The following is a 16,146-nucleotide window of genomic DNA, read 5'->3' as shown; positions in this document are numbered from 1 at the left end:
ACCGGCAAAACGCGAGCCGATCGCGCACGCACCACGCTTATGGTTCCCGTTCGCCGGGTCCCACCGATTCGGCACTGACCGGAGCGCAGGACATGAAATATCACAGCACGCGCGGTGACGGCACGAGTCATGGCTTCGCCGCCACCCTGCTCGCCGGCCTTGCCCCCGACGGCGGTCTGTTCGTGCCCGAGCGGATCGAGCCGCTCGCGGCGTCCACGCGGTCGGACTTCGTCGGTGCCGATTACGCCACCGTCGCGCGTGACATCATCGCCCGATTTGCCGCGCCGGACATTGAACCCGCCGCGGTCGCCGCGAGCGTCGACCGGGCACTCAGTGCATTCACCCATCCCGCAATCGCGCCACACAAACAGCTGGATCAGGACCGTTGGCTCCTGGAGCTGTTCCACGGGCCGACGCTGGCCTTCAAGGACTACGCCCTGCAGTTCGTCGGCGAGCTGATCGAGCAGCAGTTGAAGCGCGAGGGCCGGCACGCGACCGTCATCTGCGCCACCTCAGGCGACACGGGCGCCGCCGCCGCGGCCGCCTTCGCCGGGCGCGAGAACATCTCGGTCGTCGTACTGCACCCGGCAGGCCGGGTATCCGAGGTGCAGCGCCGCCAGATGACCACCCTGCCCCACGCCAACGTCGCCAACTTCGCGATCGACGGCGATTTCGACGACTGTCAGGCCATGGTCAAGGCGCTGTTCGTCGACCCGGAGGCGGCAGCGCTGAACCTGACGGCGGTCAACTCGATCAACTGGGCACGCATCACCTGCCAGGTGGCGTATTACATCTGGTCGTCCCTGCGCCTGGGCGGCGGCGGGCCGGTCAATTACATCGTCCCGACCGGCAACTTCGGCAACATCCTGGCCGCCGATGTCGCCCGCCGGCTCGGTTTCCCGGTCGGCCGCCTGGTCCTGTCCTCGAACGACAACGATGTTCTGCCGCGCTTTTTCGAGACCGGCCGCATGGAGCGGCGCGAGACCCGGCAGACGATCTCGCCGAGCATGGACATCCAGGTCTCCAGCAACTTCGAGCGCGCCCTCTGGTTCGCCGCGGAAGGCGACACGACGGCCGTCACCGAATGGCAGCGCGCGCTCACCGAGGACCGCGCGTTCGACGTCGACACCGAAACGCTTGGCCGCCTGCGCGAGCGCTTCTCCGCGGTGCGTTGCACCGAGGCCGAGGCGCTGGAAGAAATGGCCCGTACCTGGCGGGAAACCGGCGAGATGCTCTGCCCGCACACCGCCACGGCCGCACACGCAGCGCGCACGCTCGACCTCGAAGGCCCGGTCGTGGTCGCCGCGACCGCGCATCCGGCCAAGTTCCCGGACGCCTCTCGAAAGGCGACCGGACACGAGCCGCCGCGACCGGAACTGCTGGAAGCGGTCATGGAGGCCCCGGAACGCTACCGCCACCATGCGGCGGACGCGGGCGCATTGCGGGATCTGCTGTTGGAAGAAACCCAAGCCTGAGCGCTACCCCGTTCCCCCTGGGCGAGTCGTTGTTGGGCGTGGGAAGGCTTGATAAGAAAGGCGTTTCTCGCAGAGTCGCGGAGTCCGCGGGGAGAATAAAAGAGCGGACAACGCGGTTACGCCCAGGACCAGCGCGTTTTCCCGGGCCTTCCGGACCCATCGATCCGGCATGCATGCGTCGCTGAGCTTCCAATACCGAAGGCGCCCCGGCATCGGACGTTGGATCGAACGCTCGTCCGAGACGGTCAGCCCAGTGGAGCGAGGCCGATTCAGGATTCTCCGGCTCGACACACGGGTGCAATCGGTAATCACGTTCGCCATGGGCGTCTAATTGTCCAGCGATCAAGAATGTAGAGCGTCTCCGCCTAACCTTCGGCCGATTGCACGAGTTCCGCTTCTCGCACCACCTGGAAACGGGGGGATTACTCTTCGCCAAAGAATCTCGGGAATGGTCACCATCAATGAATTAAGAAATAGCTCCAGGTTCGCCGGCATGCAGATGGCGGAGCTGATCCCATTTCCGCCTGCATTCAAAGAAAACGGCCCCGACAATCATGCCGGGGCCGTGCGGATCACGAGACAACAAGGTGACAGTTAAAGATTCAGGGCGTCCCTGATAATCGCTTCACTGTCACCCGAGCCATCCATCCGGGTGATCCCGCCGGTTTGGTAAATCCCACTACGATCGAGCCACCGGCTGACCATATCCGGATTCTGACGAATCACTTTCTTGGCGGCAGCGAGCGGCTCCATGCCCTCATTCCGCACGTAGTTCATACCGAGACTTTGTTCTTCAACGGTCCATTCATAATTATCGAGGAACTGGCCTACGTTGGTACAGGCCCATGCGAAACCTTCCTGCGTGACGGTCTGCACAATGACTTCGCCCTTGTTAGGACCCCAGTATTTTGCGCCGTCGGACAGATATTTGATGTCGTAATTGATGTTCATTGGATGGGGGGACCATGCGAGGAACGCGATCCATTCCTTGTCGCCAGTCCGTTTTCCAACCTCGGCCAGCATTCCGGGTTCGCTTGATGGGACAAGCTCCCAGTCGCCGAGGCCGGCATAGTCGTCTTCAATCATTGCCTTGACGGTATCATTGCCGGTGCTTCCCGGATCGATGCCGTAAATTTCTCCGCCAAATTTATCACGGTGTTGATCAAGGTCTTCGATGCTGGTTACGCCGGCCTCATAGACGTAGGAAGGAACAGCGACCGTGTATGTCCCGCCGGTAAGGTTCGGCGAGACCATGTCGAGAGATCCCTTGATTCCAAACGGGCGGAACATCTGTCGCGCAGATGGGAACCACTGGGAGAGCATGGTGTCGATGTCGCCGCCTTCCATCGCCTTATAGCTGATCGCCAGGGACGCCGTGGTCGTCTCTGTTTCGTAATCGAGGTTTTCGAGTATCCACGTCGCCGCAGCGGTCTTGACTTTCACCCCAGTCCAGGACGGTTGTCCAAAGCGTACTGTGGAGCAGTCGTAATCCGCCGCGAGTTCTTCAGCGTCAGCAGAGTAAGCGATTGGAGAGATAGACAGGGTGAGAACGGCCGCTGTCGCAGCGTGCACGAGGTTCTTCATCTTGCGCCCCTATTTATTCGGATGTGTTCGTCGTTTTCATACACCTCTCGGCGTAAGCGCAGTGCGTTGTCGACGCCGGCCAAGGTGTCCGTATCTACGCTAAACAGGCGGTAATCAGGTGTCAACTGTCAACGGTTGACACCTCCCAAGCACGAGCAATAGCGTATCCAGCCTGGCTGTCCTGTCTGCTGCGGATACATCCAGCTTTGGAGCCCGCGCAGGAGACTTCAGGCTTCTCGGACTCGTTTGCGGTCGAGTTCGTCACTTTTGGCGCACATAAAAAGGGGAGTTCATGAAAATCGGCGTGATCGGGCTGGGCAATGTCGGTGGCAAGCTCGCGGGCAGTGTCCTGCGTAACGGGTTCGACCTGACCGTCCACGAACTGGATCGGGGAGCGGCCGCGGAGCTGCTCGAGGGCGGCGCGAAATGGGCCGATACGCCCGTGGAGCTGGCCCGGGGATCCGACATCGTGATCACCTGCCTGCCGTCTCCCGCCGCGAGCGCGTCGGTCATGGAGGGCGAGAATGGCGTGCTCGAGGGCCTGTCGGCCGGCAAAATCTGGATGGAGATGAGTACCACCGAGGAGGCGGAGATCGTGCGCCTCTCGGAGCGGGTCGCCGCGACCGGGGCGCTGGCGCTCGACTCGCCGGTTTCGGGCGGCTGTCACCGCGCCGCCACGGGCAACATCTCGATCTTCGTCGGCGGCGAACGCGAGGCCTTCGACCGCGCCTTCCCCGTGCTGCAGTGCATGGGGCGGCGCATCCTGCACACGGGGCCGGTCGGCAGCGCATCGGTACTGAAGGTGATCACCAACTATCTGGCCTCGGTGCACCTGGCCGCGCTCGGCGAGGCGTGGGTGGTCGCGAAGAAGGCGGGCATGGACATGGCCACGACCTATGAGGCGATCAAGGCGTCGTCGGGCAACTCGTTCGTCCACGAGACGGAGAGCCAGATCATCCTCAACGGCAGCTACGACATCAATTTCACGCTCGATCTCGTGCTCAAAGACATCGGCATCTTCGGTGGACTGGCCGAACGCAACGGGGTGTCGACCGAGGTCGCGCAGACCGTCCAGAAGCAGTTCATCGACGCGCAGGAGCGCTACGGCGACCGGGCGTGGTCGCCGATGGTGGTCCGCAAACTCGAGGACGACTGCGGCGTGAGCCTGCGGGCCCCGGGATTCCCCGCCGATCTGGTGGATGACGAGCCCGAGGAGCCGGGGCGCGAGGTGACGCCGTAAAGCCGCGGCGATCCGCGCGGGCAGTGCACAGGCAATCGGAGTAGGCAGATATATGAGTGGAATGAATCTGAGCGAGGCGGGCACATGGACCCGCGAGGACTGGACCGGCTTCGTGGGGCGGCTGGAGATCGATGGCCGCATGTTCGTTGACGGCGAACGGCGGGCCGCCGAATCCGGCGACACGATCGACTCGGTCAATCCCGCTGACGGAAAAAAGGTCGCGTCGATCGCCCGCGGCGGCCGAGCCGACATCGACCATGCCGTCCGGGCCGCCCGGAGGGCCCACGCCAATGGTGTCTGGGGTCGCAAATCACCGCGCGAGCGCGCGCGGATCATGTTCGACTGGGCGGACCGCATCGAAGCGGCCGCCTCCGAGTTCAGCGCGCTCGATACCATTGAGATGGGACGCCCCATCGCGGACATGGTCGAGTACGACATGCCCGAGGTCCTGACGACGATCCGGTTCTTCGCCGAGTCCATCGACAAGGTGACCGGCACGACGACCGCGACCGATGACAGCGTGCTCCACTACACGCTGCGTCAGCCCATCGGCGTGGTCGGGGCGATTTCGCCCTGGAACTACCCGTTGATGATGGCGATGTGGAAGATCGCGCCGGCGCTGGCGGCCGGCAACTGTGTCGTGCTCAAGCCCGCCGAAGAGGCCTCGCTGAGCGTGCTTCGCGCCGCGGACCTGTTGCGCGAGGCGGGCGGCCCCGCCGGGGCGCTGAACGTGATTTCGGGGGTTGGCGAGGAGGCCGGCAAGGCGCTCGGCGAACACGCGGATGTCGACAAGGTCAGTTTCACGGGCTCCGCGGCCGTGGGCAAGGAACTGCTGCGCGCGGCGGGCGACTCCAACATGAAGAAGCTCGCCCTGGAATGCGGGGGCAAAAGCCCGCAGCTGTTCTTCGCGGATCTGCCGGATCTCGATACCGCGGTCGATGCGGCGATCGACGGGATCTTCGTCAACATGGGCGAGGTCTGCAACGCGGGTTCGCGCCTGCTCGTCGAGCGCTCGATCTACGATCGGTTCATCGAGAAATTCCGCGAGCGGGCCGCCGGTCGCTATGTACCGGGCGATCCGCTCGACCCCGGGGTCCGCTGTGGCCCTCTCGTCGACCGCAGCGCGCGCGATCGCGTCGTCGGCATGATGGAGGGCGCGGAACACGAAGGGGCGAAGAAGATCTTCGGTGAGACGGCGAGCGAATCGCTCACCGGGGGCGCGTATGTGGAGCCGACGGCGTATGCGGACGTGCGCCCGGACATGACCATCGCGCGCGAAGAACTGTTCGCGCCCGTTGCCGCGATCATGCCCTTCGATTCCGAAGAGGAGGCCATCCGTATCGCGAACGACACGATCTACGGGCTGGCCGCCGGCGTATGGACCTCGGATTTAAGCCGGGGCCATCGCTGCGTCCGGGATCTCGAGGCCGGAACGATCTGGGTCAACACGTTCGATGACGGCGACATGACGCAGCCGTTCGGCGGCTGGAAACAGTCCGGCAACTCACGCGACAAGTGCTTCGAGAGCCTGTTGGAGTACACCCAGGGCAAATCGGCCTGGATTCAGTTGTGATGAGCCACAGCGCTGGCAGTGGTTATAATTGCTGCCAGCGTGGCCAAATTTCCGCTCGAAAGGACTGGTGGGCCGCGTGACTTGACGGCGAAGCCCTAAAGGCAACCGATGACAATTTACGAGCGAGAAAAGCCCAGCCGAGAAAGCCTGGAAGAACAGGCAACATCAATCCTCCGGCGGCGGATTGTTGAAGGAAACATCAAGGTCGGTGAGCGACTGCTTGAGAGCGAGGCGGCCGCCGAGTTTGGCATCTCGCGAGGCACGGTCCGTGTAGCACTCCGACGGTTAATCGATGAAGGCCTCGTTTGCCACGTACCCTACTCCGGGTATCGGGTCTACGAATTCAGTGCGCATGACATCTGGGAGATAGGGACCCTAAGAAGCACGCTTGAAGGTTTGGGGGCCAGACTGGCGGCCGAGAATCTTACCGAGGACGGCGTAATAAGGTTGGGCGAGGCTTTCGACCGGATCCTTGAGGCGGCGGCGCGCGACGAACACGGTACAGCGAGTCGTCTGGATTTTGAGCTTCATGCGTTAATAATGAACGGATCCGGGAATTCTCGACTGATCGAACACTATAACCGTGTTGCAAACCAGTTTCGGATGTATATCTCGATGTCTAATCAGCGTGTATCCGCGCAGGTAATCGCTGAATCGCATAGAGCCCTCATCAAAGCGATTCGCGATGGCAACGGGACGCTGGCTGAATCGCTGGTGCGGGAGAATATTCGCTTTCATGAACCAAAGTGATGATGGATTACGCCGATTCATTGGTAGTCCCAGTCCCCGCGGGCAGTTTCGACGCCCCCACCGATATTCACACGTGGCCTTCGTCTCGAAGCCGTTTCAGGGCTTGCGCTGCGCAATCCTCGACATTCCGCTCTAAATCTACGTATCGCATAAATCGGACGGACTGGCCGTCCACTACAAGGGAGTATTCCGCCGGCTCGTCCGCGCGCCGCTCGATATGCCCAAGCTGCGCAAGAGCGTTAATCGACCCAAAAACCACTGAGGTCAAGGATTCGGGAATGTGCTGGTTACTCTCGGAAATCCAAGAGTTGCACCGGCCAATGGACATCAAGGCGGATTCCAGGCGCTGATGTGCTCTCCTACCTGCATGACGTCCAATTTGCGGCCCAGAAAACCGGCGGCCAGGAATAGGTAGCGGTCGACGGGAAAAGGACCTGCTGGTGCCCTGTGATTTATTGGAGAACGGGGCGCCCCCGCGTGACCATTACAGAGGAGACGTGCAATGGCTTCGTAATCGGCAGCCAGGCGGTCGAGGCCGTTAGCTGTAGGCTACTCCGGGAATGGATCTCGCGATTCGAAGTGGCAGGAGACCGGACTTGGCACCATTCGCCTTGTGGCGCATCCGCCGATGGCTCGGACGTTGGGGGAGAAGCGCTCCGAACCCCACAACGGATGACAGACAAGGAAAATGGTGGCCAGGGACAGAATCGAACTGCCGACACCGCGATTTTCAGTCGCGTGCTCTACCGACTGAGCTACCTGGCCATTGAGGCGGGTTCCGGGTAACGGCCCGGTCCGAAGGCGCGTATTACACCGGCCGCGCGCGGCGGCGTCAACCCGCATGCGAGTTGATTCCGGGTAAATCGGCCGTGTGCGGCGCTCCACCGAGGCGATCCGCGAGGCGGCGGATGGGCGCGGGCAGGCCGCCGGGCGCGTCATCGGGCAGGTACCAGCCGTAATCCGCACCCTCGCGGACCGGATCCACGCCCCCGTGGAGATGGACCCGCCGCGGATGGATGCGCAGGCGGAAATGCGTGAACGTGTGCTCGACGGGCGCGAGCGGCTCGATCTCGACGTCGCCGAGTCGGGCGGCGACCCAGGCCTCCAGTTCCGCTTCGGCGTTGAACTCCGGCAGTGACCAGAGCCCGCCCCAGATGCCGCTGGGCGGGCGCCGCTCGAGCAGGATCGCGCCGTCATCGCCCCGCTGGATCACGAGCGCGACGGTCTCGCGCTGCGGAATTTCGCGTTTCGGTTTCGCGGCCGGGATTTCGGCGGTGCGACCCTCGTTCCGGGCGCTGCAGTCGGCCGCGACCGGACAGGCGTCGCACACCGGTCGGCGCAGACACACCATGGCCCCCAGGTCCATCATCGCCTGGTTGTAGGCCGCCGTGCGCTCCCCGGGTGTCCGGTCCTCGGCGACCGCCCAGAGCGCACGCTGCACCGGGGCCCGCCCGGGCCAGCCCTCGATGCCTGCGTGACGCGCGAGGACGCGTTTGACGTTGCCATCGAGGATGGCGTGATGGCGGCCGTGGCCCAGGCTGAGGATGGCGCCGGCGGTGGACCGGCCGATGCCCGGGAGCGCGTTCAGGGCCTCCGGGTCCTCCGGCACCTCGCCACCGTGTTCCGCGACCATGGCGCGCGCGGCGCGGTGGAGATTGCGGGCGCGGGCGTAGTAGCCGAGCCCGGACCACAGACCCAGCACCTCGTCGATATCCGCCGCGGCGAGGCTCGCGACGTCCGGGAAGCGCTGCATGAAGCGGTCGAAATAACCGCGCACCGTCTCGACGCGGGTCTGCTGGAGCATGATCTCGGAGATCCAGACGCGATACGGCGTCGCCGGGCACTGCCACGGCAGGTCATGGCGTCCGTGACGGTCGTACCACTCCAGCACGCGCCGGGCGAAATCCGCGCCGGGGTCTGCTGCGGCCGTTATGGCGTCGTCGGTCATGCTGGTCCCCGTTTGATCGCCTGGTCGCGGCGTCGGCAGTGTAACGCCCCGCATGCGCCACAGGCACTGCGGCCCTTGCCTTTCGCGCAAGCAGGTTTAGAGTGATGCGCTGCACGCACGGAGCAACCTCATGCCCACGAAGTTTTCCCGCCTGCGCCGGCTACCGGTCACGATCGGCCGTGGCCTTGCCAATGCTTTCAACCCGATGGTCTGGCGCCGACGCGGCCTGATTGCCGGCGGTGGCACCGCGCTGCTCGCGCTGGTGATCGTAACCCTGGTCGTCGGTTGGTGGTGGAGCGATCCACCGGACACCTTCGATCCGTCCCGCCAGACCGAGATGACCGCAGAACGCCATGGCGAGGAGATCGTTACCGGTTACACGACCACCGTGACGCTGATCCACGCGGTCGATGTCATGCTGCATAAACCGGGCGGTTACCTCTTCAACGACGTCATGCCGCCCGGCGTGCTGCTCGACAACGTACCGAGTTGGGAGTACGGCGCCGTGATCCAGATGCGCGACCTCGCGCGCTCGCTGCGCAACGACATGAGCCGTTCGCAGTCGCAGTCGCGGGAGAACGAGGAACTCTCACAGGCCGAGCCGCGGCTCAACTTCAACGCCAATTCGTGGATATTCCCCTCGACGGAGAGCGAGTACGAGGACGCGCTGGGGTACCTGCGCACGTATCGCAGCCGACTCGCATCCGGCGATGCCAACTTCTACGCCAGGGCAGACAACCTCCGCGGCTACCTCGAGACGGTGGGCCAGCGGCTTGGCGGCATCGTGCAGCGGCTCTCGGCCAGCGTCGGCGAATGGCGGGTGAATACCGATCTTGCCAATGACCGGGCGGCGACGTCCGCGCAGACGCCGGCCCGCGAAATCCGCGACGAGACGCCCTGGCTCCAGATCGACAACGAGTTTTATTACGCCCGCGGCGCGACCTGGGCGCACTACCACTTCCTGAAGGCGGTCCGGCAGGACTTCAGCAGCGTGCTGGCGGACAAGAACGCCGAGGCGACGATGGACCAGCTCATCCGTTCGCTGGAAGCGGCCCAGCGACCGATCATGAGCCCGATCGTGCTCAACGGGAACGGTTTCGGTTTCTTCGCCAACCACTCGCTCGTGATGGCGTCGTATGTCTCGCGGGCGAACGCGGCACTGATCGACCTGCGGCGGTTGCTGGAACAGGGCTGAGTGGGCTCGACAACCGCCGTGCAAGTGGGGTTCTCGCCAAGGCGCGGAGGGCGCCAAGGGACGCGAAGACCGAAACTGAGTGTTGGCCCTGCTCTGTAGGAGCGAGCTTGCTCGCGATGGCGCCCGCACGGTAACCGGATTGCCATAAAGGCCAACGACTCGGCCAATCGGTTTCGGCTATACCTCGTTAGCCTCGATCGGCGGTGGGCGCACGATCGCGAGCAAGCTCGCTCCTACAGTGTTGTCGTCTTGTTCGGGCGCCTTGGCGAGAACCCTGACGCGCTCTAAGCCAGTACCACACCTCCCTGCAGCCGATCAGGCGGGATCCTCACGCCGCCAGTCGCCGGACTTGCCGCCGCTTTTCTCGAGCAGCCGGATGGCGTCGATCATCATGCCGCGATCGGCGGATTTGCACATGTCGTAGATCGTCAGCAGGGCGATCTGGACGGCGGTCATCGCTTCCATCTCGACGCCGGTGCGGTCGGTGGTCTGCGCGGTCGCCCGGCAGGTGATCGCCGAATCCTCGGACTCCAGCTCGAACTCGACCTCGACGCTCGTCAGCGCGATCGGGTGGCACAGCGGGATCAGTTCGGACGTGCGCTTGGCTCCCATGATGCCTGCGATCCGCGCGACGCCGAGGACATCGCCCTTGGCCTGCTCGCCCGACTCGATCCGTTCGAGTGTCGCCGCCTCCATGTGGATCCGCCCGGCGGCGACCGCGACCCGCCGGGTCGCGTCCTTGCCACCGACGTCGACGACGTGGGCCTCGCCGCGGCGATTGAAATGGGTGAATTCGCTCATGCATGGGGCTCCGGAGGGGCGTATCCGATGGCGGCATCTTGCGCGCACCATGGCCGCCTGCGACAGTAGGCTGATTGTATCTGTCGAGCCTACAGGGGCGGTATAGCGATGCAGGTTACCGTGAAGACATTCGCCCATCTGCGTGACCGCCTCGGCTTCGCGGAGCAGGCGGCCGAGGTCCCGGACGATGCGCGCGTACTCGACGTCTGGCAGACGGTCACTGATGGCAGCGAGATGCCGCGCAATGTGCTCGCGGCCGTCAATCTCGACTACGCGGCGGCCGATACGCGCGTGCACGACGGCGACGAGGTCGCGTTCTTTCCGCCCGTGACCGGAGGCTGACGCCGTGACGGTGGAACTGCGTACGGAGGCATTCGAGCCCTGGCGGGAACTCGCCGATGCGCCGGATGGCGGACTCGAGGCCGGCGCGTACGGCGCGACCTGCGCATTCGCCGGGACGATGCGCGATTTCAACGAGGGCGACGCCGTCAGCCGGATGGTGCTGGAATATTACCCGGGCATGACCGAGCGGCAGCTCGAAGCGATCATCGACGCGGAGCGCACTGCCCATGACCTGCTTGCCGCGCGCGTGATCCATCGGGTTGGGCCGATCGAACCGGGTGAGCCGATCGTGCTGGTCGCAGTGTGGTCGGCCCATAGGCGGGAGGCGTTCGAGGGCGGGCGCGCGATCATGGAAGCGCTGAAGTCGCGTGCCCCTTTCTGGAAACACGAACAGACCAAGTCCGGCGGGCGCTGGGTGGAGCACAACACGAAGGGCTGAGACGCCACTCCGCCCCGTCTCCGGATATTCCTTCTCCGGGATGCCGGGCAGGCCATGCGGCCTGCCCTTTCCCTCCGCGGCATCAACTGCCGACTTCGATCCGACGCGGCTGTACCGACTGCTTCTTCGGGATGACGACCTCGAGCACGCCCTGATTGCAACGTGCGTTGATCCCTTCCGGGTCGGCCTCGTCGGGCAGCGCGAAACGACGGTAGAAGCTGCCATGGATGCGTTCGACGCGCTTGTACTCGCCGCCCTCGCTGACGTCCTCCAGCTTGCGCTCCCCGCGGATACTCAGCACACCACCTTCCATCGTGATGTCGATGTCGTCGCGGTTGACACCGGGAAGATCGGCGTGGAGCACGAACCGGTCTTTCTCTTCCTTGATATCGACGACGGGTACCCAGTCGCTGGTTACGACACTGGAGTTCTCCCCGAGCAGACGGTTCATTTCCTGATGGAACTGACTCCATGGGTTACGGTTTTCGTAGCGGGTCAGAGCCATTTTCGTTTCCTCCTGTTGATACGGTGGTTCCGTATCCGATATCTGGGGTATCCCGCTGACGCTTTCAACGGTCTGGCGCCGAAAGAACTGCAGCCCACTTGCGACATATCATGACCGGGCTGGAACCGACCGGACGCCTCCTTTCGGCCGGCCTGCGCAGCCACTGGTAGAATGCGGGACACCTCCCGACCGGTCTTCGCCATGGGAAGACGGCAGAGATGGCTGACTTGCTGGTTGCCGCTTGCGGCCGCGCTGCTCACGGCCTGCCAGCAGCCGGAACCGACCCGGTTCGAGCCGCCGCGCGTGCTCGAGGGGTCGCCGTACGTGGAGACCGGGGATTTCGCCGGAATCCAGGAGCACGGCCTGTTGCGCCTGCTCATGGTCCGGCGCCCGGACGCGGTCACGCACCTCCCCCGGGCGGGCTCACCGGTGAACACACAGCTGCGCGCCGCCGCCCGCTTCGCGCGCTCGGTCGGACTTGAGCCGGTCGTGGTCCTCGTCGACCACTTCGACCAGTTGATCCCCGCGCTGAACGAAGGCCGCGGGGATCTGATCGTGGCGAATCTGCCGATCAACGAACGCCACCGCGAGGACATCGGCTTTACGGTCGCGCTTGACCGCAGCCGCCAGATGCTGGTCGCGCGTGAAGACGATCCGATCGAGACGCCGACGGACCTCGACGGGCGCGCCATTACCGTGGGTTTCGATTCCCGGTTCTGGCATGCCGCACGGCGGCTGCAGGATCAGCATCCGGGACTGGAACTCCACAGCCTGCCCGCCCTCTCCGCGCAGCGTAAGCTGGATCGCCTGGCCGCCGGCGACATCGATCTGACCATTGTCGACGGCAATTCGCTCAAGGTCGCGCTCCGCTACCGCGAGAGCATCCGTGGCGTCTTCCCGGTCTCGGCGGAAACCGGCATCGCCTGGGGCGTGCGGCAGGACGCTGAAGAACTCAAGGCGGTCCTGGATCGCTTCATCACCCAGCGCAAACTGGCTGAATTCGACCAGCGGCTGCGCACCGGTGACCTGCCGGTGATCAAGCAGGAGCGCACGCTGCGCGTCGCCACGCGCAACAGCGCGGCGAACTACTTCGTCTGGCGCGGCCAGCTGCTGGGCTTCGAATACGAGTTGGCGAAGCGGTTCGCCGATGAGCTCGGGGTACGGCTGGAGATCGTCGTCGCGGACCCCGAGGAATCGCTGCTCGAACTCGTGCGCTCTGGCCGGGCCGACATGGCCGCCGCCTTCCTTACCCCCCGTAGTGGCCGCAACGGGGACATCGCCTGGTCACGGCCCTACCATTTCGCGGTGAAGCGCGTGGTCACGGATGTCGCGGATTCCCCGATCAAGGCGATCGGGGATCTGTCCGGCCGCCGCATCCACGTGCCGCGGGACAGCGATGCCCGGGAGACGGCCGAACGCCTGCGTGACCAAGAGGGCATCGATCTGCAGGTGGAGGTACTGCCCGCCGGGACGACACCGGAGGCCGCCATCCGGGGCGTCGCGAACGGCGATTACGACCTGATCCTGGTCGACGACCATGTCGCCCGCAATGCCGCCGCGTGGCGAGAGAATGTCCAGTCGTACCTCGAGATCGGCGAGCCGATCCCACATCGCTGGGCGTTCCGGGAGGATAACGGTCAACTGCAGGCGGCGGCCGACCGTTTTCTCGGCCAGACCTACCGCAGCGAGTTCTACAACGTCGTGTATTCGAAGTACTTCCGCGACCACGATCGGATCCGCGAATTCCAGGCGCAGCGGATCGACCTCGGCAGCGGCCAGCAACTCTCACCGTGGGACGACATCATTCAGCGATACGCGAACCGCAAGGGTCTCGACTGGCGGCTGGTGGCGGCGCAGATCTTCCAGGAGAGCGGGTTCAATCCGAACGCCCGCTCGTGGGTCGGTGCCCAGGGGCTCATGCAGATCATGCCGGCCACCGCCCGCCAGGTCGGCGTAACCGGATCCATCCATGATCCGGAGGTCAACATCCGTGCCGGGATCAAGTATCTCGACTGGCTGCGCGACCGGTTCGAGGATGACCTGCGGGTGCAGGACCGCATGTGGTTCATGCTCGCAGCCTTCAACGCCGGGGTCGGCCACGTCCGCGACGCCCGGCGCCTGGCGGATCGCCTCGGCCTTGATCGCGACCGCTGGTTCGACAACGTCGAGCGCGCGATGCAGAAGCTGTCACAGCCGAAGTACTATCGGAACGCCCGCTTCGGGTATGTCCGCGGCCATGAACCGGTCCAGTACGTCCGGGCCATCCGCGAGCGCTATCAGGCCTACATCCTGTGGACCAACGACTGCTGGCCCAGTTGTCAGCCCAGTCCGCACCCGACCATCGCCGATTTCCGCAAAGCGGCGGTACCGTTCGGCCCGGGACCGGGTCATGGAGCTGTCACTTCCAGAGCAAACTGACCCCCACCCCGAACAGCAGAACGCCCAGCACCGTTCGCACGAGGGCTTCCGGCAACCGCAATCCCATGCGCGTGCCGATATACATACCCGGGATCGCCCCAATGACGAGGCTGAATACATAACCGGGATTGACGTTACCGAGCCACAGGTGCCCGAACGCCGCGGTCGCGGTGAGCGGCACGGCGTAGGCGAGATCGGTCCCGACCACGCGCGCCGACGACCAGCGCGGATACAGCAGCAGCAGGAGCGCGGTACCGATCGCTCCGGATCCGACCGATGAAAGCGTAACCAGCGTGCCCAGCACGACCCCGGCGAGCACGGTGAGTCCCGTGCGACCCCGGATTTCCGGCAGATCGGTTCGCACCCCCTGAAGCCAGTGCTGCCCCAGCACGGTCAGGGAAGTGAGCACCAGGCTGACGGCCAGCAACCGGGTGATGATCGTCCCGAACAGCTCCGTTTCGAGCGCGAATGCCTTCATCGACAGGATCACGATGGCCGCCGCCGGGAGGCTTCCGCACATGAGCAGGACCGCCGTGCGCCAATCGATCGAGCGGGCCTTGTGGCGAAGCCAGACACCGAGGCTCTTGGCAATGGCGGCGTAGGCGAGATCCGTGCCCACCGCCACGGCGGGCGGGATGCCGTAGAACAGCAGGAACGGCGTCATCAGGGAACCGCCGCCCACACCGGTCAGACCGACCAGCGCGCCGACGCCCAGACCCGCCATGGCGAGTATCCAGTCCATTTCTTCCCTCTTCGGGTTGGCGCCACGCACCGGTCCAACGACGGGCGCGTCAGGATAGGGGAGCAGCGGTAGATTGAAAACCGGCGAACTCGCGGCGTACTATAACTTTTCGTTATTACCCGTCGGCTTCACGCGACAATAGATCCTGCGGAGCGAGCCATGACCCTGCGCCAACTGCGCTACATCGCCGCCGTCGCGCGCTACGGCCTCAACGTATCGGCCACCGCGGAGCACCTGTTCACCTCGCAGCCGGGCGTATCGAAACAGATCCGCCTGCTGGAGGACGAACTGGGCGTCGAGATCTTCGAACGCACCGGCCGCCAGCTGACCCGGGTCACCCCGGCCGGCGAGGCGATCATCGAACTCGCCAACCAGATCCTGCACGACACGGAGAATATCGAGCAGGTGGCCCAGGAGTTCCGCGATCCGCAGGCCGGCAGCCTATCGATCGCCACCACGCATACCCAGGCGCGCTACGCCCTGCCGCCCGTCATCGCGCGCTTCACCGAGGCGTACCCGCGCGTGGCCCTGCACATGAACCAGGGGACACCGACCCAGATCGCCGAGATGGCGGCCGCCGGCGTCGTCGACTTCGCCATCGCGACCGAGGCGATGGAGCATTTCGAGGACCTGGTGATGATGCCGTGCTACCACTGGGATCGCGCGATCATCGTCCGCCATGATCACCCGCTGGCGCAGAAGGAGACCCTGACGCTCGCGGACGTGGCGGCCGAACCATTGATCACCTATGTATTCGGCTTTACCGGTCGCTCACGCCTCGATCGCGCCTTCAACGCCGCCGGGCTGACGCCGAACGTGGTCCTGACGGCCACGGATGCGGATGTCATCAAGACCTACGTCCGGCTGGGCCTCGGCATCGGGATTATGGCGAACATGGCCTACGAACCGGAGGTCGACAGCGATCTGGTGAAACTTGATGCCAGCCACCTCGTCGAATCCAGCACCACCCGCATCGGCTTCCGCCGCAACACCCGTCTGCGCGGCTACATGTACGCCTTCATCGAGACCTTCGCGCCCCACCTCACCCGCGAAGTGGTCGACGCCGCCCTCGAGGCCGAAACCCAGGCGGAACGCGACGAGCTGTTCGAAGACATCACGCTGCCGCGATATTGA

At 64.6% G+C, this 16,146-nt stretch carries 14 protein-coding genes and 1 tRNA gene; 9 read left to right on the top strand and 6 right to left on the bottom strand.

From position 1 onward, the window contains the following. The first annotated feature begins 92 nt into the window (after window positions 1-92). On the top strand, window positions 93-1,475 hold the full coding sequence (thrC, locus tag A0W70_RS10895; protein ID WP_070989176.1) for a threonine synthase: 1,383 nt from the start codon (window positions 93-95) through the stop codon (window positions 1,473-1,475). A gap of 594 nt (window positions 1,476-2,069) precedes the next feature. On the opposite strand, the gene A0W70_RS10890 is transcribed toward thrC, so the two are convergent. Next, window positions 2,070-3,059, bottom strand: a complete 990-nt coding sequence (locus A0W70_RS10890; RefSeq protein WP_083330953.1) for an ABC transporter substrate-binding protein — start codon at window positions 3,057-3,059, stop codon at window positions 2,070-2,072. Between the two features lie 292 nt (window positions 3,060-3,351). On the opposite strand from A0W70_RS10890, the gene A0W70_RS10885 reads away from it, so the two are divergent. The 3 genes from A0W70_RS10885 (at window position 3,352) to A0W70_RS10875 (ending at window position 6,622) form a co-directional block, all read left to right on the top strand. Beyond that, window positions 3,352-4,299 (top strand): NAD(P)-dependent oxidoreductase, encoded by a 948-nt coding sequence (locus A0W70_RS10885; RefSeq protein WP_070989175.1) that lies wholly within the window; start codon window positions 3,352-3,354, stop codon window positions 4,297-4,299. Window positions 4,300-4,351: 52 nt separating this feature from the next. Then, window positions 4,352-5,872 carry an aldehyde dehydrogenase family protein gene (locus A0W70_RS10880; RefSeq protein ID WP_245675867.1) on the top strand — a complete coding sequence of 507 codons (1,521 nt, stop codon included), beginning with the start codon at window positions 4,352-4,354 and terminating at the stop codon, window positions 5,870-5,872. Window positions 5,873-5,980: 108 nt separating this feature from the next. Further along, window positions 5,981-6,622 carry a GntR family transcriptional regulator gene (locus A0W70_RS10875; RefSeq protein WP_070989173.1) on the top strand — a complete coding sequence of 214 codons (642 nt, stop codon included), beginning with the start codon at window positions 5,981-5,983 and terminating at the stop codon, window positions 6,620-6,622. Between the two features lie 689 nt (window positions 6,623-7,311). Here the strand turns inward: A0W70_RS10875 and A0W70_RS10865 are convergent. Together A0W70_RS10865 and mutY are read right to left on the bottom strand one after the other, a co-directional pair. Then, a tRNA-Phe gene (locus A0W70_RS10865) sits at window positions 7,312-7,387 on the bottom strand. Between the two features lie 67 nt (window positions 7,388-7,454). Beyond that, on the bottom strand, window positions 7,455-8,570 hold the full coding sequence (gene mutY, locus A0W70_RS10860) for an A/G-specific adenine glycosylase (protein WP_070989171.1): 1,116 nt from the start codon (window positions 8,568-8,570) through the stop codon (window positions 7,455-7,457). Window positions 8,571-8,700: 130 nt separating this feature from the next. Between mutY and A0W70_RS10855 the strand changes: the two genes are divergently transcribed. Next, on the top strand, window positions 8,701-9,765 hold the full coding sequence (locus A0W70_RS10855; RefSeq protein ID WP_070989170.1) for a DUF2333 family protein: 1,065 nt from the start codon (window positions 8,701-8,703) through the stop codon (window positions 9,763-9,765). Between the two features lie 315 nt (window positions 9,766-10,080). Here A0W70_RS10855 and moaC read toward each other — a convergent pair whose 3' ends face one another. Further along, a complete protein-coding gene (gene moaC / locus A0W70_RS10850; RefSeq protein ID WP_070989169.1) occupies window positions 10,081-10,566 on the bottom strand; it encodes a cyclic pyranopterin monophosphate synthase MoaC in 486 nt (161 codons plus the stop codon). A 108-nt stretch (window positions 10,567-10,674) separates the two neighbouring features. Here moaC and A0W70_RS10845 point away from each other — a divergent pair, with 108 nt between their 5' ends. Together A0W70_RS10845 and A0W70_RS10840 are read left to right on the top strand one after the other, a co-directional pair. Then, the gene (locus tag A0W70_RS10845) at window positions 10,675-10,908 is read left to right on the top strand and encodes a MoaD/ThiS family protein (RefSeq protein WP_070989168.1); all 234 of its coding nucleotides are present in this window, start codon (window positions 10,675-10,677) and stop codon (window positions 10,906-10,908) included. 4 nt (window positions 10,909-10,912) lie between these two features. Beyond that, window positions 10,913-11,347: a molybdenum cofactor biosynthesis protein MoaE gene (locus A0W70_RS10840; protein ID WP_070989167.1), complete on the top strand. Its 435-nt coding sequence runs from the start codon at window positions 10,913-10,915 to the stop codon at window positions 11,345-11,347. 82 nt (window positions 11,348-11,429) lie between these two features. On the opposite strand, the gene A0W70_RS10835 is transcribed toward A0W70_RS10840, so the two are convergent. Beyond that, a complete protein-coding gene (locus A0W70_RS10835) occupies window positions 11,430-11,852 on the bottom strand; it encodes an Hsp20/alpha crystallin family protein (RefSeq protein ID WP_070989166.1) in 423 nt (140 codons plus the stop codon). 234 nt (window positions 11,853-12,086) lie between these two features. Between A0W70_RS10835 and A0W70_RS10830 the strand changes: the two genes are divergently transcribed. Further along, window positions 12,087-14,270, top strand: coding sequence for an MltF family protein (locus tag A0W70_RS10830; RefSeq protein ID WP_070989165.1), 2,184 nt, complete (start codon window positions 12,087-12,089; stop codon window positions 14,268-14,270). On the opposite strand, the gene A0W70_RS10825 is transcribed toward A0W70_RS10830, so the two are convergent. Next, window positions 14,251-15,012 (bottom strand): sulfite exporter TauE/SafE family protein, encoded by a 762-nt coding sequence (locus A0W70_RS10825; protein WP_070989164.1) that lies wholly within the window; start codon window positions 15,010-15,012, stop codon window positions 14,251-14,253. The two genes, A0W70_RS10830 and A0W70_RS10825, sit on opposite strands and share 20 nt — an antisense overlap. 159 nt (window positions 15,013-15,171) lie before the next feature. Here A0W70_RS10825 and cysB point away from each other — a divergent pair, with 159 nt between their 5' ends. Next, complete coding sequence (cysB, locus tag A0W70_RS10820; protein ID WP_070989163.1) at window positions 15,172-16,146, top strand: HTH-type transcriptional regulator CysB; 975 nt, start codon at window positions 15,172-15,174, stop codon at window positions 16,144-16,146.

It is taken from the genome of Halofilum ochraceum (genome assembly GCF_001614315.2).
Taxonomy (GTDB): domain Bacteria; phylum Pseudomonadota; class Gammaproteobacteria; order XJ16; family Halofilaceae; genus Halofilum; species Halofilum ochraceum.
This window is presented reverse-complemented; position numbering and strand designations above follow the sequence as displayed.